Origin of the sequence: Spirosoma sp. SC4-14 (assembly GCF_037201965.1) — a bacterium.
Lineage (GTDB): Bacteria > Bacteroidota > Bacteroidia > Cytophagales > Spirosomataceae > Spirosoma.
Genome location: NZ_CP147518.1, coordinates 3,951,153 through 3,969,509, shown reverse-complemented (window position 1 = coordinate 3,969,509; position 18,357 = coordinate 3,951,153). Strand labels below are relative to the sequence as shown.

The following is an 18,357-nucleotide window of genomic DNA, read 5'->3' as shown; positions in this document are numbered from 1 at the left end:
TTTCTATTGATAACATAGACTTTGATTTTCTGCTAGTTAGACTACGCTCAACGATGGGCTATTTCCAACCGACTACGACCTTTTAGAACACAACACGATAGCTCAATACGGGGATCATGCCCGTGCCATAAAATGTTTTTACGGTACCACTGAGCGGATCGAATGTTTGGCCATAGACATTTTGTCGGTTTATAGCATTTTGTAGATCGAGCGAGAGCGTACGGGTCGAATGGAGTTTATTTCGCTTCCAGCTCAGTCGGATGTCGGGGCGGAAATAATCGGGAAGCTGGGTCGTAAACGACTGACTATCGATGTATTCGGTTTGGTCCAGTTGCCGGGATTTTTCGACATCGATAGGCGTATCGCGATAGCCACCATAGTAGCTCAGCTTGAGGTTAAGGCCAAACACATTCGAGCCCGCCGTCCATTCTTTCCCGATCAGCAGGCTCTGGGCATACCGTCCGTTCCAGCGCGTGTTGCGCCAGATGCCATCCGAACCCCGGTATTCTGAATTATAAAGCGACGACGACAGCAGGAAATAAAGTCCCCGATGCAGAAACTGTTCCAGGGTTAGTTCCAGCCCATAATTACGCCCATTACCTGAGTTGACCAGATCGCGGTCGGCAAACCCACTGAAATTGTTGATGACCGAAAAGGCATCCCGCTGGTTGGCACTAACCGGCACATCGAACAGCCATTGGTAGTACGTTTCAACTTTCAGACGCAGCGGAGCCCCATCGGCGCGGGTGTTGAGCCGGCGGTCGTAGGCCAGCACATAGTGGTGCGAGCGCGTGAAGCCCAGTTTCTGGTTAGTCTGACTCGGCGTTTCGCCCGACGCGCTGATCGGCAACACAAAATAAGTCGCCGGATTCTGAAGCTGGCTGTGCAGCCCATACCCAAAACTCAGCGACTGATTGGGCCGAAATGCCCAGCGAACAGAACCGCGCGGTTCGAGCGACGAACTACCATTGAGCGCAAGGCGGAGGTAGTGCAGGCCCGCGTTGAACGTCAGTTGCTCCGAAGCCCGGTAATTCCATTGCCCAAAAGCCTGTAGCGTATTCGTCTGATCACTTAGCTGAATGCGCGTCACAACCTGCTGCTGCTCCGCTTCCCACGTCCGTTGCGACAGATCATACAGCAACTGACTACCAATCACCCCTGCCCGGATGGTGTGTTGCGGATTGAGTTTATAGGTTAGCGTCGATGACAGAATGCGTTTCTGGGTCACGTAGCTTTCGTTGGCGCGCTCCGTGGCCCGGTAGTTGTCCGAAGGTTCGAGCCGTTCCTCGCGCAGCCGATTCCCGAAACCCGATGCCAGCAAAACTGTTTTAAGCACTGCTTTCCGGCTAAACGGAATCGTGTGGGTCAGGCCAGCGGCTCCCGTATTCGACCGAAAATCTTCGTTGTAGCGTTCGTAGTCGTATTCCCACTTTGTTGAGTCGGCGGGGGCTTTGTTTTTACTGCTGCTCAGACCACCAAAGCCGAAAAGGGTGAACGTTCCCGCTTTTTTAGTGGGCAGATAGACATTGAACGACAAATCCTGAAATACCTGCTCGCCCACGCCGACACTTACGCCCAGTTTAGACAACAAACCGAGGGTCGAATAGCGGTAATTAATCAAAAATGAGCCATTATAGCCTTTGGCAATGGGCCCTTCGGCGGCCACATCCAGGCCCAGTACACCAGCCTGGATGGTGTATTCGCGTTTGGTATTGTTGCCCCGACGCAGTCGCAGATCGAAAACGCCCGATAGCGCATTGCCGTACTCGGCCGGAAAAGCCCCGGTCAGAAAGTCGGAATTGGCCAGTAACTGCGCACTCAGAATCGAAATGCCACCGCCGGTGGTGCCCAGATTGGCGAAATGATTGGGGTTCGGGATTTCAACGCCTTCCATGCGCCAGAGCAGACCATTGGGTGCGTTACCCCGGATAACGATATAGTTGTTGCCATCGTCGGCACCTACAACACCCGCATAGGCCGTCGCCATTCGGGCGGGGTCGTTGACGGCGGCCGCAAACTTCTGCGTTTCTTCGACGGAAAACGTACGGGCCGACACTGCCGCCATTTCGTTCAGTGGTTTGTCTTTCTCGATGGTCGGCTTTACGTTGATTTCCGATAGCTGATTCACGGTTTCTTCGAGCGACACGTTCAGGACCAGTTCTTTTCCGGCATCGACAGCAATATTCTGTAGCAGCACATTCTTATAACCTACCGCACTGACCTGAAGCGTTTGCCGCCCAACCGGCACCTGACTGAGCCGAAACTGGCCCGCTGCGTCGGTGCTGGTGCCTTTGAGCGGGGTGCTGTTTACGACAACAACGGTAGCACCGGGAAGGGGAGCCTGTAAACTCTGGTCGACAACAACACCCCGAATGGTTTGGGTAAATCCCTGACCCAAAAGCGACAGGGGAGACAGGGCTAAAAAGACAACAAGAAGATTTCGAAATAGAGTAAACATCTGTTTGGAGAGTATGATGGTTTGCTCTCCCGACAGTTAGTTTGCCCGATACCCCTATAGTGGTGGGCGGTTTTCTGTTTACGGTATTCGGTGAAGGCGCTGTGATTAACAAGTGAAGTACGTTTCGCGGAAGTACTTTCAGGAACCAAATACCGTGTAGTAAATATGGATTATATAAAGGTGACTTTATTTGTTGTTTGATTGCTTTTTCAAGTAGACACTATTATTCTTGCCTGTTCACCATAACCATTACTGTTCTATATGATTCGTTTTTTTTCTTTGCGCTTACGCTCACTGTAACTGGATGTGCTACCATTCTGCACGGCTCTAAACAACAAATTGGTATATCCAGCACACCTACTGGCGCTTCCATTTCTGTCAATGGGCAAAACATGGGTATAACGCCTATGGTTGTGAAATTACTACGCAAAGACACCCAGGCCATCAAAGTGGAAATGGAAGGCTATAATCCCTATGAAATTGTTCTGACGCGGAAAGTAGATGGCTGGATTGCTGGTAATATTATCTTTGGAGGCCTAATTGGACTCATTGTCGATGCTGCCGATGGGGCTATGTACAAGCTTTCGCCTGAACAGGTTAGAGCCGAACTAAGAAGTAATACGGCCTCACTACAGAAAGGCGCGAACGACTCCATTTTAATTGGGATTACCCTTACTCCAAAAGCTGACTGGGAAAAAATAGGCTACCTTGAAAAAGTAAAGCCGTAAGGTTCTGAGCCTGGCTCAACGAGCCAGGCTTACTTCTTCAAACTGTTGATCCACGACTCAATCAGGGCTACACCTTCGGTGTGGATGCTGACACGGCCAAGCTCAGGCATCATAATGCCGGGATGAACCGAATTCATGCGGTAGGTCATGATAGACGCTTTTCCCTGACCGGGATCGATGTCGAATTTGAACGTTCCGGCTCCGATACCGGCGGCTACGGGCGACTTCAAGACACCCCAGTGAAACGGGTCTTTCTGTTCATAATTCAGGTATAGACCCGATGTAGAGGCAGGCCCTTTCGGATTGTGGCAGTGGCCGCAGTTCACATCCAGATACGAACGGGCGCGGGCGTCGAGCGATGCCTGTGCGTCGTTCATACTGACCAGCGGGGTAATGCGGGCAATGGTTTCGGATGTTGCGTTCAGGTAGCCCAGCTTCGTCCATCGGGTTAGCTGGTTCTCCGTATGACCATCCGCATAGGTAATCGAATGGTTAAGCTGCTTTACTTTCGGGCCAATCGGTACGAAGGCATCCTGCTGGTTATGGCAGCTTTTACACTGATTCTTGTTGGGCATCGCGTAGTTAATGGCGTGACGCTGCCCGTGTTCATCGTTCCAGCTAACCGGAATCGTTTCGCCCGTTATTTTATAATCGGCCTCGGTCTGGTCGTCGTTCCAGCGGTAGGGGTAGGCTTTCCAGCTTCCGTTGTCTTTCACTAACAGGCGCGTTTCGAGAATCCGTTTTTCTCCCGTCGGTTTTGTGAAGTCGGCGGGGTAGTAGAAGTTCTTGATCAGGATGGTTTTGTCCGGGAAGTTCAGCGGATCGTCGGGCTGGTCGGCGTCGACCGTAGCCGAGCTGCCTTCAGGCATCCAGACAAACCGCTTCTTGAACGCATAATCGGTAAACAGCGTGGCAACGGGCTCATAAGCCAGCACCTTTTCATTCGGCTGCATCTGACTCAGATTGCCGGTAAAAAAGCCATACTCCGAAAGTTTTTTGAGCGGAAGTGCCGAGAAGTCGATCTGCGAGGGGTGAACCGTTGCCCGATTCTTCACAAAACAGGCATGAAACACAACCGCCACAAACACCAGCACCGCCACAAACAACCCGTTTCTTTTCAACATAATGTAATTGAGTGAATCATTGATTTTGCCGTGTAAATCTGTTTAATCCGTGTCATCTGTGTTCTAAAAAAACGGCGCTATCACATCACCGGGGGCGATGTTTGTACGGCGACCTGGCACGTATTGAACGTATTGAGATCGTTGAACACGTCGATGTCGGTGACCTTGCCACTGGCGGGTATCAGCAGGCGCGAAAACCGCAGGTCTTTCTGCTTTTCGCCGATGCAGATATTCATCGGGTTTTTGGTAACGTCTTTCCCTTTGGTATCGTCGATAATGCCATCATAGACAATATCCTGCGATTTCAGGCACTTGGCCGCGATCAGTTTACCCAGGTCTTTCGTCAGGTCGGGGACGCCGAATTTATGCTCGAAAGTGTTATCATGAACGGATATGTTGGTCGTGAAGGGCGACCAGCCGGGATGGTTCGGGATGGGCAGTTCGGTGATGTGATAGCTGGCAATGGCAATCGAGATCGTTTTCTGGTCGATGAGTTTGTTGTTGAAAATTTCGACCTCGTTGCCCGCCAGTATAATAATACCGCTACCGGGTGGCACCATCGTAATGGCGTTCCCGTTCTGACCGGCGCTGGCTACCGCAAAATTGTCGTGGTTATTATTGCGGATGGTGTTGTTATACACCTTCGTCCGCGAGCCAAACGGCTTCGGCAGGCCGGGCAGGTTGAACACCAGAATGCCGCCCGTGTTGTTTTCGGTCAGGTTGTTGTAGACTTCGGCGTTGTCGGAATTCTCGATTTCGATACCGGCCACGTTCTCAAACACGACATTGTCGCGAACGATAATGTTTTCGGATTGCCCTACGTAGATGCCCGCATCGCGCGAGTGCGACACTTCGCATTTTTCGACCAATACGTTTTTGCACTGAACTGGATAGATGCCATAGGTTCCGCTTTTGCTCAAATCCTGATGGGTCCAGGTCGTATTAACCGCCCGAAACGTCAGACCTTCGCAGTGCTGGGTTTTAATACAGTCGCCGGGAGCGTCCATCACCGTGAAATCCTGCAACACAATGCCGTTTCCGGCTATTTTCATGCCTTCGCCCCCGGTAGTGATGTTCCTGAACGACAGCACGGATTTGTACATACCGGCTCCTTTGATGGTCACTTTATTGACCTTGTCCAGAATCAACTGGGTGTTTAGCTCAAAATAGCCTTCGGGAATCTGGATGGTTTGCCCTTCCTGCGCGTCGATAAACTGTTCGACCAGCTTTTCGATTTGTTCGGGCGATGCTTTGGGCAGGGTGGCTACATCTAATTTGCTTTGCTGCGAGGTCGACGAGTTACAGGAACTCAGCCAGACACCGAGCAGCAGGGCACTGATGCCAGAAATCAGCAATTTCATACAGGATGGCGGTTTTAGGATTATCCTGCAATATGGTAGGATTTTTTGGGCGAAGCGCTTGACAAAGATCAAATTATTGTCTGGAACCGCATACGGCTGTTCGTTTTGTCTATCCGAGAAACAGCAGGGTAAGTTCCAATCCCGTAGGGATGATAGTATTGTAGAAAAGGGGAAGTGACCCATATAGAGCCCTGAAAGGCCGGGCGGCCGGTGCCGTGACATAATGCCGCCCTTTCAGGGCTCTATATGGCTTCTTACGGCCTTTTTTGCTATAATCCTGACACGCCTTCGGCGTTGAAAAACAGAACTTAACAACCCTGCTCTGAAGAGGGCTTTATTCACTCGCAAACGAAGCCGTCGTCAGCGCGTAGTCAATACTACGCTCAACAGCGTAGGCTTGCTCTATACGAATAGTACTCCTTCGGAGTTGAATCGTAGCCGTGAGGGCAGGGAAAGCGGACAGGAGCTACCGTTTGGCGCGAATCCGGCTGAGGGTTTCCTGGCTGATGCCGAGGTACGACGCAATCATGGAAAGAGGCACCGTCTGTAGAATCTGCGGTCGGCGGGCCAGCAGATTCTCGTAGCGGACCTGCGCACTTTGCGTCTGAAGGCTCTGAATGTAGTTGTCGCTGTTGATGAGGTATTGCTCGGTGAGCAGGCGACCCAGCCGTTCGATGGCGTGGAACTGATCGAAGAGGGCGTATAAATCGGTGCGGTTAATCTGAAGCACTTCGGTGTCGTCCAGCGCCTGAATGCCCGTATGACCGGCTTGCTGCGCAATAAAGCTGGGCAACGCCACAACAACATCGTAGGGAAAGCCGAACCAAAGGGCCACTTCCTGCTCGCGGTCGTCGATGTAGTACTCGCGCACACAACCGGTATAAATAAACGAAATGTATTCATGCACCTGATTGGGCCACACGATATGCTCTTTGCGGCCAATGCGCTTATAGTGCAGCATCGCGCTCAAGGCTGCTTTGGCTTCGGCCGGTAGCGGCACAAAGCCTTCCAGATAGTTGATGATGCAATCAACGGGACGCATTACGATGGGTAATAAAGAATCTAAGGTATAGCAACCCGTAAAGCGAAACGCTTATGTCTTTCTACTACGGTGACGGGAGACGGTTTTCTGTTTACAGTATTTGGCATAGGGGCTGCTTTTGGGAGAATAAATGTAAGTTTTAGAGGTTACGTTAGCACTTTGCGCCGTGTAATAAATTCAGAGCATGGATTGGTAGCTTAATGGATAGTTGAGTTGCTTAAATGAGTTGAGGTGAGTATTCTTGCTTTGTGGTTGGGGGAGAAAAATGGGTGTGCTTACTATCAATAGGTTAATTGTTAGGGTATTGGTTTAAGGGGACTTGCGTATGATAGTATGTTGGGTGGAACGTAACAGCTAATAACGTATTGGTGGGCTTCGTGTGACAAGTTACCCGTCCCGCGACAGGGCGGTTTATGTTTGTTGGTCCGGTTTCGGTTAACATGAGAAACGCCCCCTTTGCGGCAGTCAAAAGTGAGTTTGCAACGTGGCATGGGACACAATAAACACCCCGTTAGGCAACGGTTTAGAATATTATAGCGATAAAAATGTAAATTGTGTATTTTTTATTGAAAGTGTTGTAATTGTCGAATTGCTGGCAAGTAATGCGCCGTTTTAAAAATTTATCGTCTTGAACGAGAAGCAAAACAATTGGAAGAAAAGACTTAGCTCCGTTATATATGGGCTACTTTATCCAGCTTTTTTAGGTAATATGGTTTACGACCTTATTCTGAGTAAGCGCTCATTATCAACAGACGACTTTATCTTTCCTGACTTTTATACTTGTCTTATTATTGCTATATTTTCTGTTGTTGATTACATGCACTTGAATGGTGACATGAACGATAATGTACCTGTTGACCGAAGGTCAGTTGCTTATATTCTTGTTGACGCAATAATGCCTTTTGTTTTTTTTTGTGCTTTTGTGAGTATAAAAGAGGAACGCTACAATGTAGGCGTATCTTCTATCGCCATCATTCCACTTTTATTGCTTTTGTACAAATGGCGAAACAAGCCAAGTCGGAAGTTTTTTGTTTTTTATTCATTTGGGTCTTTAACTATTGGGGCAATCCTAATTTTAGTAGAGACTTCGCTTGCCAAGCAAGGCTTACTATTATTTGTTGGCGTCAGTATGCTTATCTACTTCATTTATATAGCTTGTATTTACCCAAAAAAGCCGTTAGAATTTGACAAACACTTTATTAAGGAAGAGGAAAAAGACTATTGACACGCCTGCTGCTAATCCAGTCATTTTCGATCAGGGATGCTTTCTAAAACCAAAACACTATGCCTTATAATCCAAAAGATGTTGTTTATCCAAAAAACCGTATCAAAAAAGTAATTCGAGTTCTTCACGATGGAACACAAAGTACACCAGACGGTTTTTCTATTGCTGAGATAGAGCTTCAGAATGGAGAAAAAGTTTTCGGGTTGCGCCATAATTACAATTACTGGAATGAGGACAATCCCGACATCGGTTATCCCACTGTAAGGCCAGGAAATCCAACGTGGTTTATTTTACCTGATGTGAACGCCTTGCAACAGGTAATTAATACAGTATTTCCTTCTCCGCCAGTCGTGTAATGTACATCGCCTGCTGCCAACATGAGGTTTGCTGCAAGTGTGGCTTTCGGGCGACAGAGCGAATGCTCCAATTATGCAGGTTTGAGCTTTTACTTTCAGGAAACGCCCAGTTTTGTAAATTTTAAAATAAAACATCTCATTTGACAAAGGGATTCGTGAGTTGGATATTTTAGCTCATAAATGATAAATGACTAAGCAGAGCCAATAATGAATAAAGAAATTAGCGACGTTTACAATTGGTTTAATGGCAATCCTACTTTCAATATAGTAACCTTGCTACTGGCTATAATTGGAATAATCTTGAGTTTTTATTTCTATTTTAAAAGTAAGAAGAACAAAGTCCCAATCTACATTGCAAGAAGCGTCAACTTGGTCCGCGAAAGTATAAAAAAGATTGAAACTGTTGAAATAATGTACGCTGGAAGTAAAATTGAAAATTTATCTTTAACAAAGATTGCACTTTGGAACGATGGCAGAGATACAATATCTTTTAATGATGTTGCCCACGCCGACCCTATTAAAATTTGTATAGATGAAGAGTACGATATACTTGATGCGGAGATTTTGTTTCAAAAAAATCCCGCAAACGATTTTAGTGTCAAAATAGATAGTAATAGGAAGGCTATTTTAATCAATTTTGATTTTTTTGATTTTGAAGAGGGAATTGTCATTCAATTAGCTCATACAGGAAACTCAAGTGACGACGTAAGACTGACTGGTACTATAAAATCGGTAAAAAAAATATTACGTAAAAGTTTGCTGAATTCTATCTTTCCTAATCTTTCAAACTTTCTAAGAACGTGTTGGGGAATTGAGAAAGGCTGAGAGTCGTGTCACCTTTGTAGCGACCAAGCAACAAGGATGTGACTAAACAGTTCAGTGTTCTGACCGACTCTCAATGGGCCGCAATTTCGCCCTTTCTTAACCTGAAACGCAAACGACAGCATGATTTACGGCAAATTATTAATGCCATTCTTTGGTTGTTGCGCTCGGGTGCTCAATGGAGGAATCTAGCTGGCCCTTGGCCCCATTGGCAGGCGGTTTATTACTATTTTGATCAGTGGAAATCTGATGGAACCTTTGAGAAAATTAATTTGGCTCTCAATAAGATGGACCGTCAACGAGTTGGCAAAGAAGCATACCCATCGCTACTATGCATTGATTCACAGAGCGTTAAGCTGAGTCCAATGATCTGTGAGTACCGAGGATTAGACGTCTATAAGCGAGTGAATGGCCGCAAACGTCAGTTGGTTGTTGACACTCAAGGTCGTCTATGGGTAGCCCAAGTTCATTCAGCTGGGGATAGTGATGGATCGGCAGCAGTCCCGCTGATTAAAGATATACTTTGGACAGCCGGTGAGCGACTAGAAAAGGTGTTGGGTGATCAAGCTTACAACGGAATCTTTGCCCAAGCCTTAGGTGAGTGGAGCATTGAACGCTCCGGCGTCCCGGTTTGAAAAAGCTTCGCGGCCTGAATCCGCCCGCGGGTTTGTGCCAGTAGCCAAGCGCTGGGTCGTCGAACGGAGTATCGCCTGGACCAATTTCTTTCGACGGATCGTCAAAGATTATGAGTACACGCTATCTTCTTCGGTCAGTTGGTTGTACTTGGCTAACATTCAGATTATGCTACAGCGAATCGAACTAGGCAACCAAACATAATTCCCCAACACGTTCTAAGAAGTAGTGGAGAATCCAAAATAAAGAGAAGGACAATATTAAATACAATAGGTTTAGTCAGTACTATCTTAGGAGTATTTATACTTGGATTTCCATTCGTACTTCCAAAGTGGTCTTCAGAATTAACCGTCCCACCCTCAAAGGAGCGTACCTTCTTTATTAAAAACATTCCTATTTTATTAACAGGATGTTTGTACATATGGACAGGAGTAAGATTTTTAAGACGACGCATCCCAAGAGGCTTTGACATCTTCGATGAAGAATTTTGAAAGAAAAATTTGAATATGCGTTGTGGTTCGCTCTTGGTGGGCGTGGCTCGTGCGACAGGATGCAAGCCTCAGAGGTCAGGTAATCAGCCCAACAAGGGAAAGGATGTAAAGATCGTAGGTTTGTGTGTTCAGGTGAGTAGCTTCTTCATCCATCAGCCCTTTCGTGGTACTGTCTTAAAAAACAAGAAAAGTGGTATAATTATTTCAAGATTCGACCAACTTGCCTATATTTACCTCCTCAAGCACGTCCACCCGTGGCCGATGCAGCGTAGCCTCCTCTGTTGGGGCTACTTTTTTTTGCCCCTCGTTTACGTAATCCAGAAGATACTTTTCATCTTTTTTCCATAAAGCATAGATTAACGTCAGCAGTTTTCTTTGCACGGCCACATAGCCTTTCATTTTCACTTTGGTTCGCTTAAAGACCCGTTCATACAAGCCTACAAACGGCTTCTGTTCATAGCGAACCACCATGAGCGAAGCCATGTGTAAACCCCGGCGAATCCGAGCGTTCCCCCGTTTACTGATCCGGGTTTTGCCTACCCGCTTACCACTTTGATTCGCTACTACATCATAGCCTGCATAGCTTACTAATTGACGCTGGTTTTCGAACAAATCAAATTCGTTAGTCTCAGTAATCAGGTTGGCCACGGTCAGTAAACCGACCCCCTTGATAGCGCAAATCTGCTCGACTTTACGCTTCCATTCGGGGTTGTCATTGACGGCTTTTGCAATCAACTTCTCACATTCAGTGATCTGTTTGTCCAACTCATCAAGGAGTTTATTCATCTGCTTACTAACTTCTTTTGATTGGTACATACCCAGTTCCAAACACATTAGCTGATTGCCAATCTGTGTTTTAAGATCCTGCAAATCAATTTGTTGGCGAGTTAACTGACGCAACTTGTACATGGCTTCGCTAATGGGGTGCCAAGCGTCTAAACTTTGTTGGCAGGCCATCATAGCTAGTGCCTGAGCGTCGACCCCGTCGGTTTTGGTTTTGATGCCCAGGGCCATCAAATAGTGTTTGGCTTTCTGGGGTAACACCACAATCACATGCGCTCCGCGCTGGTGAAGCGAGAGGGCTAACTGCTCATAATACACCCCGGTGGCTTCCATCAAGTAATGAACGGGCAGGCTCTTTTCCTTGCCATGATGCTCACACCAGCGGTGGAAGTCGGTCAGCCCTGTGGCTGTATTGTTGAAGGCGTGGGTGGCCTTAATCTTGATCCGCTGGGTTGAATCAATGGTACTGATACAGGCATGAAATTTATCTTTACCCATGTCGATACCAACCCCATACTTGACGACTTTGACTACCGAGTCCATCGGCTTGATTTTTAGGGTGAAACGTTTGTTTTAGCCATTCACTTTCCTGATTTTGCATATAATTCTTGATCGTAGTGAAACTACGTCATTGGGTACTGTTCAAGCTGTGGAAAGGGTGGTGAGTAGGGCCAAGCCACACAATCTATGTCGTCCCAGAAGAACGCATTTGCGTTGGGTTCAAGCTTTTTCTACTCACCAATGGCGTTACCGAAGTTGCACTTTTTTCAGGTACAAAACCTAAAAGCGAAGATATAGGCGTTGGGTGTCGCATAAAAGCAAGTGCTTCAAATTCCCGCTTTCGAGCGACAGGCCGCACGGCTCGCAAGGGCAGTTTCGTTCTTTCATTTTTGGTGTCGGTCGACAGGGCGTACTTAGGGACAGGGACAATTCGGTCAGCGGGGCGGGTTTCGAGCGACAGTTTGAAAGCCTCGGTTAAGCGGCTTTAGGTTTCCATTTTGGGGTCTCGGTTGACACGAGAAACACCGAATTGATAAGACGCTGTTTTCTTTTTGATTTGTAATGTGTAATATTACACGTTACAAAGCGAACCATGATTGTTAACTTCAAACACAAAGAGCTTCAACAGTATTATGAAGCGGGCAATGGTTCCAAATTACCAGCTCAATACCTGCGCAAGATTAACCGTCTCTTTGACCAGTTGGATGCCGTAACCTCTGTCAGCGATATTCAGCAGATGGGCTCTGGCATCCATAAACTTACGGGCGATTTGGATGACTTCTGGGCCATTACTGTGACACCCAACCACCGGATTATCTTTCGCTTTGAAGCCGGTGATGTGTACGATGTTGACTATGTAGATTACCACTGATTATGACACGCAACCTACCCCCAGTGCATCCCGGCGAGATTTTGCGGGAGGACTACATCAAAGAGCGCAACCTGACCATTACGGAGGTGGCTAAAGGTCTGGGCGTTGCTCGGGCTAACCTTTCTGCTATTGTCAACGAGCGGGCTGGTATCAGTCCCGAGTTGGCGGTGAAATTGTCGGAAGCGTTTGGCAACACGGCCCAATTCTGGGTCAACTTACAAAAGAACTACGAGTTGTGGCATGCTGAACGCAAAGTTAACCGTTCAGCCATTCGCCATTTCAATCAGGCGAGTGGTTTACAAGCTGCATAATATTCCGCTCCGCATGGGGGTAGTTGCCGGGTGACAGGCAGCGGGCCTCCGAAGGCCAAGCCGGGCAGCCCAACCACCACCGTGTTCTGGCGAACAAACCCCCGGCAAATGCAATGTTTTTGCCTGTTGATTATCAGTACGTTAAAAACATTGCATACATCAAACAGGTGTGTAAAGGTGAAAGTTGCGGTCGTTCAGGCAGGTAGTTCGCCCACCATCAACATTCAGGGGGGAGGATGGATACAACAGCCGATAACATAGGGGTGGGGGCTCAAGTGACAAGGGACACGTCCCGTGACAGGGTGATTTTGGCTCGTCAGTCGGCTTCGGTCGACACGATAACCACCCCGGTAAAGACACTATGAATTGAATTACAAAATAAGCCCTGATTTCCGCGCCCTGTATGGCTATAAAGTTCAACAAGTCCACACTAACAAGAGAACAATTTATTGAGGTCCTGTTAGATAAAGAGATTACAAAAACAGAAGATTTAGCTGTCTTTCAGGCTATCTACTCTTTTGAAGGACATAAGGCTTACGCCAGCCAAGCCGCCAGACTATTAGGAAAGAAAGGTAAAACACCGCATAGCTCAATTAACCTTCAAATCGGTAGGTTCGCCAAACGAATAAATACGACTCCTCCAACCATAAACCCCCAACCATAAACCGTAAACCAACCACCGAAAATTTTTTCTCCTGTTGCGTAGGGGGTAACCGATAACTAGGTGTCTTAGGGCTGACCAGGCGTTTTTGTAGCGAAAATGATAGCTTTGCCCCATCCGATCATCCATACCCCCAAGTCAGTGCAACCAACTGAAGAGGACGTTTTAGTGGCCATCCGGCAGGGCAACGAACGGGTGTTTGAGGCTGTATTCCGGCAGTTTTATGCGCCCCTGTGCCGATATGCCCGGCAGTTTCTGCCCGATGCCGACGATGCCGAAGAAGAAGTACAGGCCATGTTTTTGTCGTTCTGGGAAAAACGCGACGGCCTGCTGATTACCATCTCCCTCAAATCTTATCTGTTCCGGGCCGTGCATAACCGCTGCCTGAACCGAATCAAGCATTTTGCCATTCGGGAAGAGCACCGGCAACATACGCTCTATACCGGCGAAACCACCGCAGAATCGCCGGTGCAGGCCATTCTAGGCGACGAGCTGGCCGAGCGGTTGCAACGCGCCATTCAGAAACTGCCCGAACAGTGTCGGCTGGTGTTTACCCTGAGCCGGTTCGACGAACTGAAGTATCAGGAAATAGCCGATCAGTTGGGCATTTCGATAAAAACCGTTGAAAATCAGATTGGTAAAGCCCTCCGTATGCTGCGGGCCGAATTGAGCGATTATCTGCCGGTGGCGTTGCTGGTGCTGTTTGGTGCCAAAAGCATGCTCGATCAGGCACTTTGGGGACTCGATGCCGATTGGCTGCTGGCGCTGGTTGTTTCTCAGTATACTTTATTCCTTGTTCATTCGTAAGACATGGCAGACCAACAACCCATCAACGACGCTTTGCTGGCCAAATTTCTGGCGGGCGAAACCGACCCCGGCGAGTCGGCGCGGGTGCAGCAGTGGCTGGCCAGTCAGGATTCGGCACCCAACGAACCTACGCAGGATGACTTTGCGGCTTTCGAGCGCATCTGGCAAACGGCCACGCCCGTCGATTCGAAACCCATCGATACCGATGCGGCCTGGAAATCGGTCCGGCAGAAAATGAACAACCGCCCGGCCGACGCAAAAGAATCCGACCCGATCATAAAACCGCTGCCGATTCAGCCGCAGGAGGTCAGGCCGATGCCAGAAACTGAATCGTCGGTCAGCAAACCCTTGTGGAGCCGGACCATCTGGCGAGTCGCTGCTGTTCTGGTGGTGGCTTTAGGCGTTGGCTGGTCGGCGTTTCAGTACCTGAATCAGCCCAAAGCCGCCGAGCCATTACTAACGGTTCGAACGACCAATCTGCCCGTTGAACGAATTTTGCCCGACGGAACGAAGGTGTTGCTGAATCGGAATTCGACCCTGCAATACCCGGCCCATTTTGACACCGATACCCGAGACGTAGCGCTGACGGGCGAAGCTTTTTTTGACGTAGTACCTGATCCTGAGCATCCGTTTCGGATTCAGGCGCGGCAAACAACCGTGCAGGTGCTGGGCACATCGTTCAATGTGCGGGCCTATGATGCCGATGTGAGCGTAGCCGTTCGGACCGGTAAGGTGCGATTTGCCAGTAAGCGAAAAGCGGTGCTACTGACCAGAAATCAACAGGCTACGTTCGAGGCCAAAGGCGATACCATCCGGCGGTCGCTGCAACTGTCGCCGAACGTATTTGCCTATAAAACCAGGCAGCTTGTTTTCGAGAATGAGCCGTTGCGTGATGTGGTGCAAACGCTCAATCAGGTATATAATGCCGATGTGCGACTGGCCAATGGCAATCTGGGCAATTGCCGCCTGACCACCCGATTCACCAACGAACCCCTGAACGCGGTAGTCTCCATCACCGCCGAAACCCTCGGCCTCCACGTCCGCTACGTCGGCAAGCAGGTGATTCTGGAGGGAAGGGGCTGCGAGTAGGAGGGGTTGCGGTTTATGGTTTATGGTTGCTCTGCCTATTAGCGAACATCTTACTATAGCGGAGCAACTATACACCCTATAGCGGAGCAACTATACACCGTAAACCATAAACCGAATAGGGGTATACGCCCGCTCAACTGTCCTGGTTGAAAATTACCGTACAATGACACTGCTTCGTTACTTTCTTTTTTTCTCATGCCTGCTCGCTTCAGGTTCGGTGGTAGGGCAATCGACGCCACCGCTGGAACGACTTATTTCGGTCGATATTCGGAATCAGCACCTGGAAGAGGCCCTACGGCAGATCAGTAAAGCCGGACAATTTGAGTTTTCGTACAATCCGAGCCAGCTCGATAAAAATGCGGTTGTTTCGGTTCGGCTGACCAATGTGCCGGTGCGTCAGGTGCTCATGCAGGTGTTTTCGACCACGATGACGTTTAAATCGCGGGGAAACCATGTTATTCTGGTGCGTGCCGAGCAGACCGATTCGGAGCCTAAGAGCCTGCTGCTGGATGGCTATATTCTGGACGAACAAACCGGCGAACGCATTGCACAGGCCAGTATTTTCGAAAAAACAACGCTGGCTTCTACGGTTAGCAACCCATTTGGCTATTACCGTATCAAACTCCCTACTGATTTACCTGCCATTCGGCTCGATGTGCGGAAACAGATGTATCTGGGCGAAACCGTGCTGGTACGCGGGAAATTTACGCATTCGGTAAACGTTCGGTTGCGGCCGATGCCCCAGCCAATTTCCGTTGAAACGTTATCGATTCGTCGGTCAGAAGATACGACTCAAACTGTTGCGCCACTAGCGTCGGTACCGGTAACCATGCCCGTCGTGGTGGCCGATTCAACTCCACCAGCGGGGCCGTCGCTACTCGAACGTGGGCGGTTGGGCATGATCAACCTATTCGTTTCGGCCCAGCAGGCAGTCCACGATATAAACCTCAATCGGGATACGCTCTACCGCGACTGGCAGGTTTCGTTTCTGCCGTATATCGGCACCAACCACCGGCTGAGTGGCCGCATTATCAACCGCTATTCGGTGAACGTGCTGGCGGGTTACTCGTTTGGCGTTCAGGCGTTTGAAGTGGGTGGTTTACTGAACCTTGTTGGGGGCGATGTTCGCGGGTTTCAGGTGGCTGGCTGGGGCAACGTTGTGGGCCGGGAGGTAACTGGTGCGCAGCTTGCCGGATGGTTCAACGTGGTTGGAGGCAATGTTCATGGCGTTCAGACGGGTGGACTATTTAACATCGATCTCAAGCCGATGCAGGGTGTTCAGTTGGGGGGGCTGTTTAACGCCAATCTAAACGAAATGCGGGGCTTCCAGGTAGGCGGCTTGTTCAACGCGACGCTGGGCGAACAACCGGCGACGGTACAGTTAGGTGGCCTGATGAATATTGCCGGGCGGTCAATACATGGGGTGCAGGTAGCCGGATTGATCAACGTAGCCGGAGGGGATGTGCGGGGGTGGCAGATCAGTGGTATTCTGAACCGGGCCCGACGCATTACCGGAGGGCATCAGATCGGCCTGATCAATATTGCCGATTCGGCCGGAAATGTGCCCATCGGTTTGTTGAGTCACGTGCAGAAAGGCGGCTACCGACGCTTCGAAGTGGGAAGCGATGAAGTGAATTTACTCAATCTGTCGTACCGGACGGGCGTCAAGCGGTTTTATAATATCCTCTCGGCGGGGCACAGTTTTGATCGGGAAAACAGCCCTCGCTTAAGCGTTGGCTACGGACTGGGAACCGGTTTTAGCCTGAGTCGAGCCACGATGATCAATCTGGAAGGCAGTACCTATCATCTGTTCTACTTTCAGAACTACAATTTTCAGAATTATAATTCAGGCTGGAATCAGCAGTTTCGGTTGAGCGCCCTGCTCGAAACCCGTTTCAGCAAACACCTGTCGCTGGCGTTTGGTCCGTCGATCAACTGGTATATGAGCGAAGACGAGACGACTAAACCCTTGACCCAGCCTGCTATTTCTCTCTACAACAATCGCTACTCGCGCTACGGCACCATGACCTACTGGAGCTGGGTCGGTTTTCAGGCCGGGCTACGCTTTGGAAATTAGTCATTGGTGATTTGTCACTTACTCACGTTCGTCAGCGATGCAATCGCTGACGAGCAATGCTAACCACTCAGCCCAGTCGGGTTTTCGGCGGGTCTGGGGGAGGATTGTTCCGGTTTGTCTGAAAAAAGTTGTTGGGGCGTAGGGGGAACGCTTAAGTTGGCTGTCATTAGGTCGGAGCGGGCAGTTGTATGAGTCTTTCTCAGCTACTGCGTCTACCGCTCATACTTGAACAATAATTTGTAAGAACATGAAACGGTTTTCTTTTTTTCAGTTAATCTGTACTGTATTTCTGGTTTTTATAGTAAGTGCCTGTGGCTGGCGTCGCGAAGATATTGGTCCCTATCAGGGCGATCAGCAAACGTTTGGGCTGGCTAATTTCGACCGGCTCGATATGGGTAGCGCCTTCACGATAACGGTTCAGCCGGGTACTGATTTTCGGGTTGTGGCCGAGGGCGACCGCCGGAATCTCGACGATCTGGATGTGTATACCCGCAATGGAACGTTATATGCCCGCTACCGTAATTCGCGCAATCGGCAGTACGAAACAGCATTTACCATTACCATGCCCACGATCCGTGGTGTTGCCTTTTCAGGGGCCAGCCAGTCGTCGATTGCTGGTTTTGACAAACTAAACGAACTGGATATTGAACTGTCGGGCGCGTCGAAAGGTCAGTTTCAGGTACAGGCCGACCGCGTCAAGCTGTTGTTGACGGGAGCATCGAATCTGCAATTGGGAGGAGTGGGTCGATCACTTGTGGCTGAATTGTCAGGGGCGTCGATTCTTCAGGGCTTTGGTTATGCCGTAAACGAGGCCGATCTAAATCTGTCGGGGGCCAGCAAAGCGCATGTAAGCGTATCCAATTCACTGGATATCGATGCCAGCGGAGCCAGTTATGTGCGCTATCGGGGAAATCCCTCGATTCACCAGCGGTTAAGTGGAGCCAGCACGGTTGAAACCGATTAGCTATGCGCCCATATTTTTTTACCGAAACCTCGGCCCGGCGCAAAGAGCACAGA

17 protein-coding genes are annotated in these 18,357 nt (G+C 49.1%); 12 read left to right on the top strand and 5 right to left on the bottom strand.

From position 1 onward, the window contains the following. Positions 1-82 precede the first annotated feature (82 nt). Positions 83-2,458 (bottom strand): TonB-dependent receptor, encoded by a 2,376-nt coding sequence (locus WBJ53_RS16285; RefSeq protein WP_338867975.1) that lies wholly within the window; start codon positions 2,456-2,458, stop codon positions 83-85. Positions 2,459-2,850: 392 nt separating this feature from the next. Between WBJ53_RS16285 and WBJ53_RS16280 the strand changes: the two genes are divergently transcribed. Beyond that, positions 2,851-3,186: a hypothetical protein gene (locus tag WBJ53_RS16280; protein WP_338877195.1), complete on the top strand. Its 336-nt coding sequence runs from the start codon at positions 2,851-2,853 to the stop codon at positions 3,184-3,186. Positions 3,187-3,215: 29 nt separating this feature from the next. Here the strand turns inward: WBJ53_RS16280 and WBJ53_RS16275 are convergent, their stop codons facing one another. The 3 genes from WBJ53_RS16275 to WBJ53_RS16265 all read right to left on the bottom strand — a co-directional run bounded on the left by WBJ53_RS16275 (position 3,216) and on the right by WBJ53_RS16265 (position 6,713). Further along, positions 3,216-4,310, bottom strand: a complete 1,095-nt coding sequence (locus WBJ53_RS16275) for an SO2930 family diheme c-type cytochrome (RefSeq protein ID WP_338867973.1) — start codon at positions 4,308-4,310, stop codon at positions 3,216-3,218. Between the two features lie 80 nt (positions 4,311-4,390). After that, a complete protein-coding gene (locus WBJ53_RS16270; RefSeq protein ID WP_338867971.1) occupies positions 4,391-5,671 on the bottom strand; it encodes a parallel beta-helix domain-containing protein in 1,281 nt (426 codons plus the stop codon). 466 nt (positions 5,672-6,137) lie between these two features. Beyond that, positions 6,138-6,713, bottom strand: a complete 576-nt coding sequence (locus tag WBJ53_RS16265; RefSeq protein WP_338867970.1) for a Crp/Fnr family transcriptional regulator — start codon at positions 6,711-6,713, stop codon at positions 6,138-6,140. A 628-nt stretch (positions 6,714-7,341) separates the two neighbouring features. Between WBJ53_RS16265 and WBJ53_RS16260 the strand changes: the two genes are divergently transcribed. The 4 genes from WBJ53_RS16260 to WBJ53_RS16245 all read left to right on the top strand — a co-directional run bounded on the left by WBJ53_RS16260 (position 7,342) and on the right by WBJ53_RS16245 (position 9,751). Next, a complete protein-coding gene (locus tag WBJ53_RS16260; protein WP_338867968.1) occupies positions 7,342-7,938 on the top strand; it encodes a hypothetical protein in 597 nt (198 codons plus the stop codon). Positions 7,939-7,997: 59 nt separating this feature from the next. Then, the gene (locus tag WBJ53_RS16255) at positions 7,998-8,294 is read left to right on the top strand and encodes a hypothetical protein (protein WP_338867966.1); all 297 of its coding nucleotides are present in this window, start codon (positions 7,998-8,000) and stop codon (positions 8,292-8,294) included. Between the two features lie 207 nt (positions 8,295-8,501). After that, entirely contained in the window at positions 8,502-9,119 is a 618-nt protein-coding gene (locus tag WBJ53_RS16250) for a hypothetical protein (protein WP_338867964.1), read from the top strand. A 38-nt stretch (positions 9,120-9,157) separates the two neighbouring features. Next, entirely contained in the window at positions 9,158-9,751 is a 594-nt protein-coding gene (locus tag WBJ53_RS16245; protein WP_338867962.1) for an IS5 family transposase, read from the top strand. 693 nt (positions 9,752-10,444) lie between these two features. Here the strand turns inward: WBJ53_RS16245 and WBJ53_RS16240 are convergent. Beyond that, positions 10,445-11,566 carry an IS110 family transposase gene (locus WBJ53_RS16240; RefSeq protein WP_338867960.1) on the bottom strand — a complete coding sequence of 374 codons (1,122 nt, stop codon included), beginning with the start codon at positions 11,564-11,566 and terminating at the stop codon, positions 10,445-10,447. Between the two features lie 550 nt (positions 11,567-12,116). Between WBJ53_RS16240 and WBJ53_RS16235 the strand changes: the two genes are divergently transcribed. The 7 genes from WBJ53_RS16235 (at position 12,117) to WBJ53_RS16205 (ending at position 18,304) form a co-directional block, all read left to right on the top strand. Continuing rightward, positions 12,117-12,395: a type II toxin-antitoxin system RelE/ParE family toxin gene (locus WBJ53_RS16235; RefSeq protein ID WP_338867958.1), complete on the top strand. Its 279-nt coding sequence runs from the start codon at positions 12,117-12,119 to the stop codon at positions 12,393-12,395. Between the two features lie 2 nt (positions 12,396-12,397). After that, complete coding sequence (locus WBJ53_RS16230) at positions 12,398-12,706, top strand: HigA family addiction module antitoxin (RefSeq protein WP_338867956.1); 309 nt, start codon at positions 12,398-12,400, stop codon at positions 12,704-12,706. Between the two features lie 403 nt (positions 12,707-13,109). After that, positions 13,110-13,370, top strand: a complete 261-nt coding sequence (locus WBJ53_RS16225) for a hypothetical protein (RefSeq protein ID WP_338867954.1) — start codon at positions 13,110-13,112, stop codon at positions 13,368-13,370. A 96-nt stretch (positions 13,371-13,466) separates the two neighbouring features. Then, positions 13,467-14,174 (top strand): RNA polymerase sigma-70 factor, encoded by a 708-nt coding sequence (locus tag WBJ53_RS16220; RefSeq protein WP_338867952.1) that lies wholly within the window; start codon positions 13,467-13,469, stop codon positions 14,172-14,174. Between the two features lie 3 nt (positions 14,175-14,177). Further along, complete coding sequence (locus WBJ53_RS16215; protein ID WP_338867950.1) at positions 14,178-15,263, top strand: FecR domain-containing protein; 1,086 nt, start codon at positions 14,178-14,180, stop codon at positions 15,261-15,263. Between the two features lie 163 nt (positions 15,264-15,426). Further along, a complete protein-coding gene (locus WBJ53_RS16210; protein ID WP_338867948.1) occupies positions 15,427-17,340 on the top strand; it encodes an STN and carboxypeptidase regulatory-like domain-containing protein in 1,914 nt (637 codons plus the stop codon). A 247-nt stretch (positions 17,341-17,587) separates the two neighbouring features. Continuing rightward, a complete protein-coding gene (locus WBJ53_RS16205) occupies positions 17,588-18,304 on the top strand; it encodes a head GIN domain-containing protein (RefSeq protein ID WP_338867946.1) in 717 nt (238 codons plus the stop codon). Positions 18,305-18,357 lie beyond the last annotated feature (53 nt).

Excerpts from the sequence above, each read along its gene's own strand:
- WBJ53_RS16230 (WP_338867956.1), top strand. The coding sequence starts at position 12,398 with ATGACACGCAACCTACCCCCAGTGCATCCCGGCGAGATTTTGCGGGAG.
- WBJ53_RS16210 (WP_338867948.1), top strand. The coding sequence starts at position 15,427 with ATGACACTGCTTCGTTACTTTCTTTTTTTCTCATGCCTGCTCGCTTCA.
- WBJ53_RS16270 (WP_338867971.1), bottom strand. The coding sequence starts at position 5,671 with ATGAAATTGCTGATTTCTGGCATCAGTGCCCTGCTGCTCGGTGTCTGG.
- WBJ53_RS16240 (WP_338867960.1), bottom strand. The coding sequence starts at position 11,566 with ATGGACTCGGTAGTCAAAGTCGTCAAGTATGGGGTTGGTATCGACATG.
- WBJ53_RS16275 (WP_338867973.1), bottom strand. The coding sequence starts at position 4,310 with ATGTTGAAAAGAAACGGGTTGTTTGTGGCGGTGCTGGTGTTTGTGGCG.
- WBJ53_RS16235 (WP_338867958.1), top strand. The coding sequence starts at position 12,117 with ATGATTGTTAACTTCAAACACAAAGAGCTTCAACAGTATTATGAAGCG.
- WBJ53_RS16285 (WP_338867975.1), bottom strand. The coding sequence starts at position 2,458 with ATGTTTACTCTATTTCGAAATCTTCTTGTTGTCTTTTTAGCCCTGTCT.
- WBJ53_RS16225 (WP_338867954.1), top strand. The coding sequence starts at position 13,110 with ATGGCTATAAAGTTCAACAAGTCCACACTAACAAGAGAACAATTTATT.
- WBJ53_RS16215 (WP_338867950.1), top strand. The coding sequence starts at position 14,178 with ATGGCAGACCAACAACCCATCAACGACGCTTTGCTGGCCAAATTTCTG.
- WBJ53_RS16220 (WP_338867952.1), top strand. The coding sequence starts at position 13,467 with ATGATAGCTTTGCCCCATCCGATCATCCATACCCCCAAGTCAGTGCAA.
- WBJ53_RS16280 (WP_338877195.1), top strand. The coding sequence starts at position 2,851 with ATGGGTATAACGCCTATGGTTGTGAAATTACTACGCAAAGACACCCAG.
- WBJ53_RS16205 (WP_338867946.1), top strand. The coding sequence starts at position 17,588 with ATGAAACGGTTTTCTTTTTTTCAGTTAATCTGTACTGTATTTCTGGTT.
- WBJ53_RS16250 (WP_338867964.1), top strand. The coding sequence starts at position 8,502 with ATGAATAAAGAAATTAGCGACGTTTACAATTGGTTTAATGGCAATCCT.
- WBJ53_RS16265 (WP_338867970.1), bottom strand. The coding sequence starts at position 6,713 with ATGCGTCCCGTTGATTGCATCATCAACTATCTGGAAGGCTTTGTGCCG.
- WBJ53_RS16255 (WP_338867966.1), top strand. The coding sequence starts at position 7,998 with ATGCCTTATAATCCAAAAGATGTTGTTTATCCAAAAAACCGTATCAAA.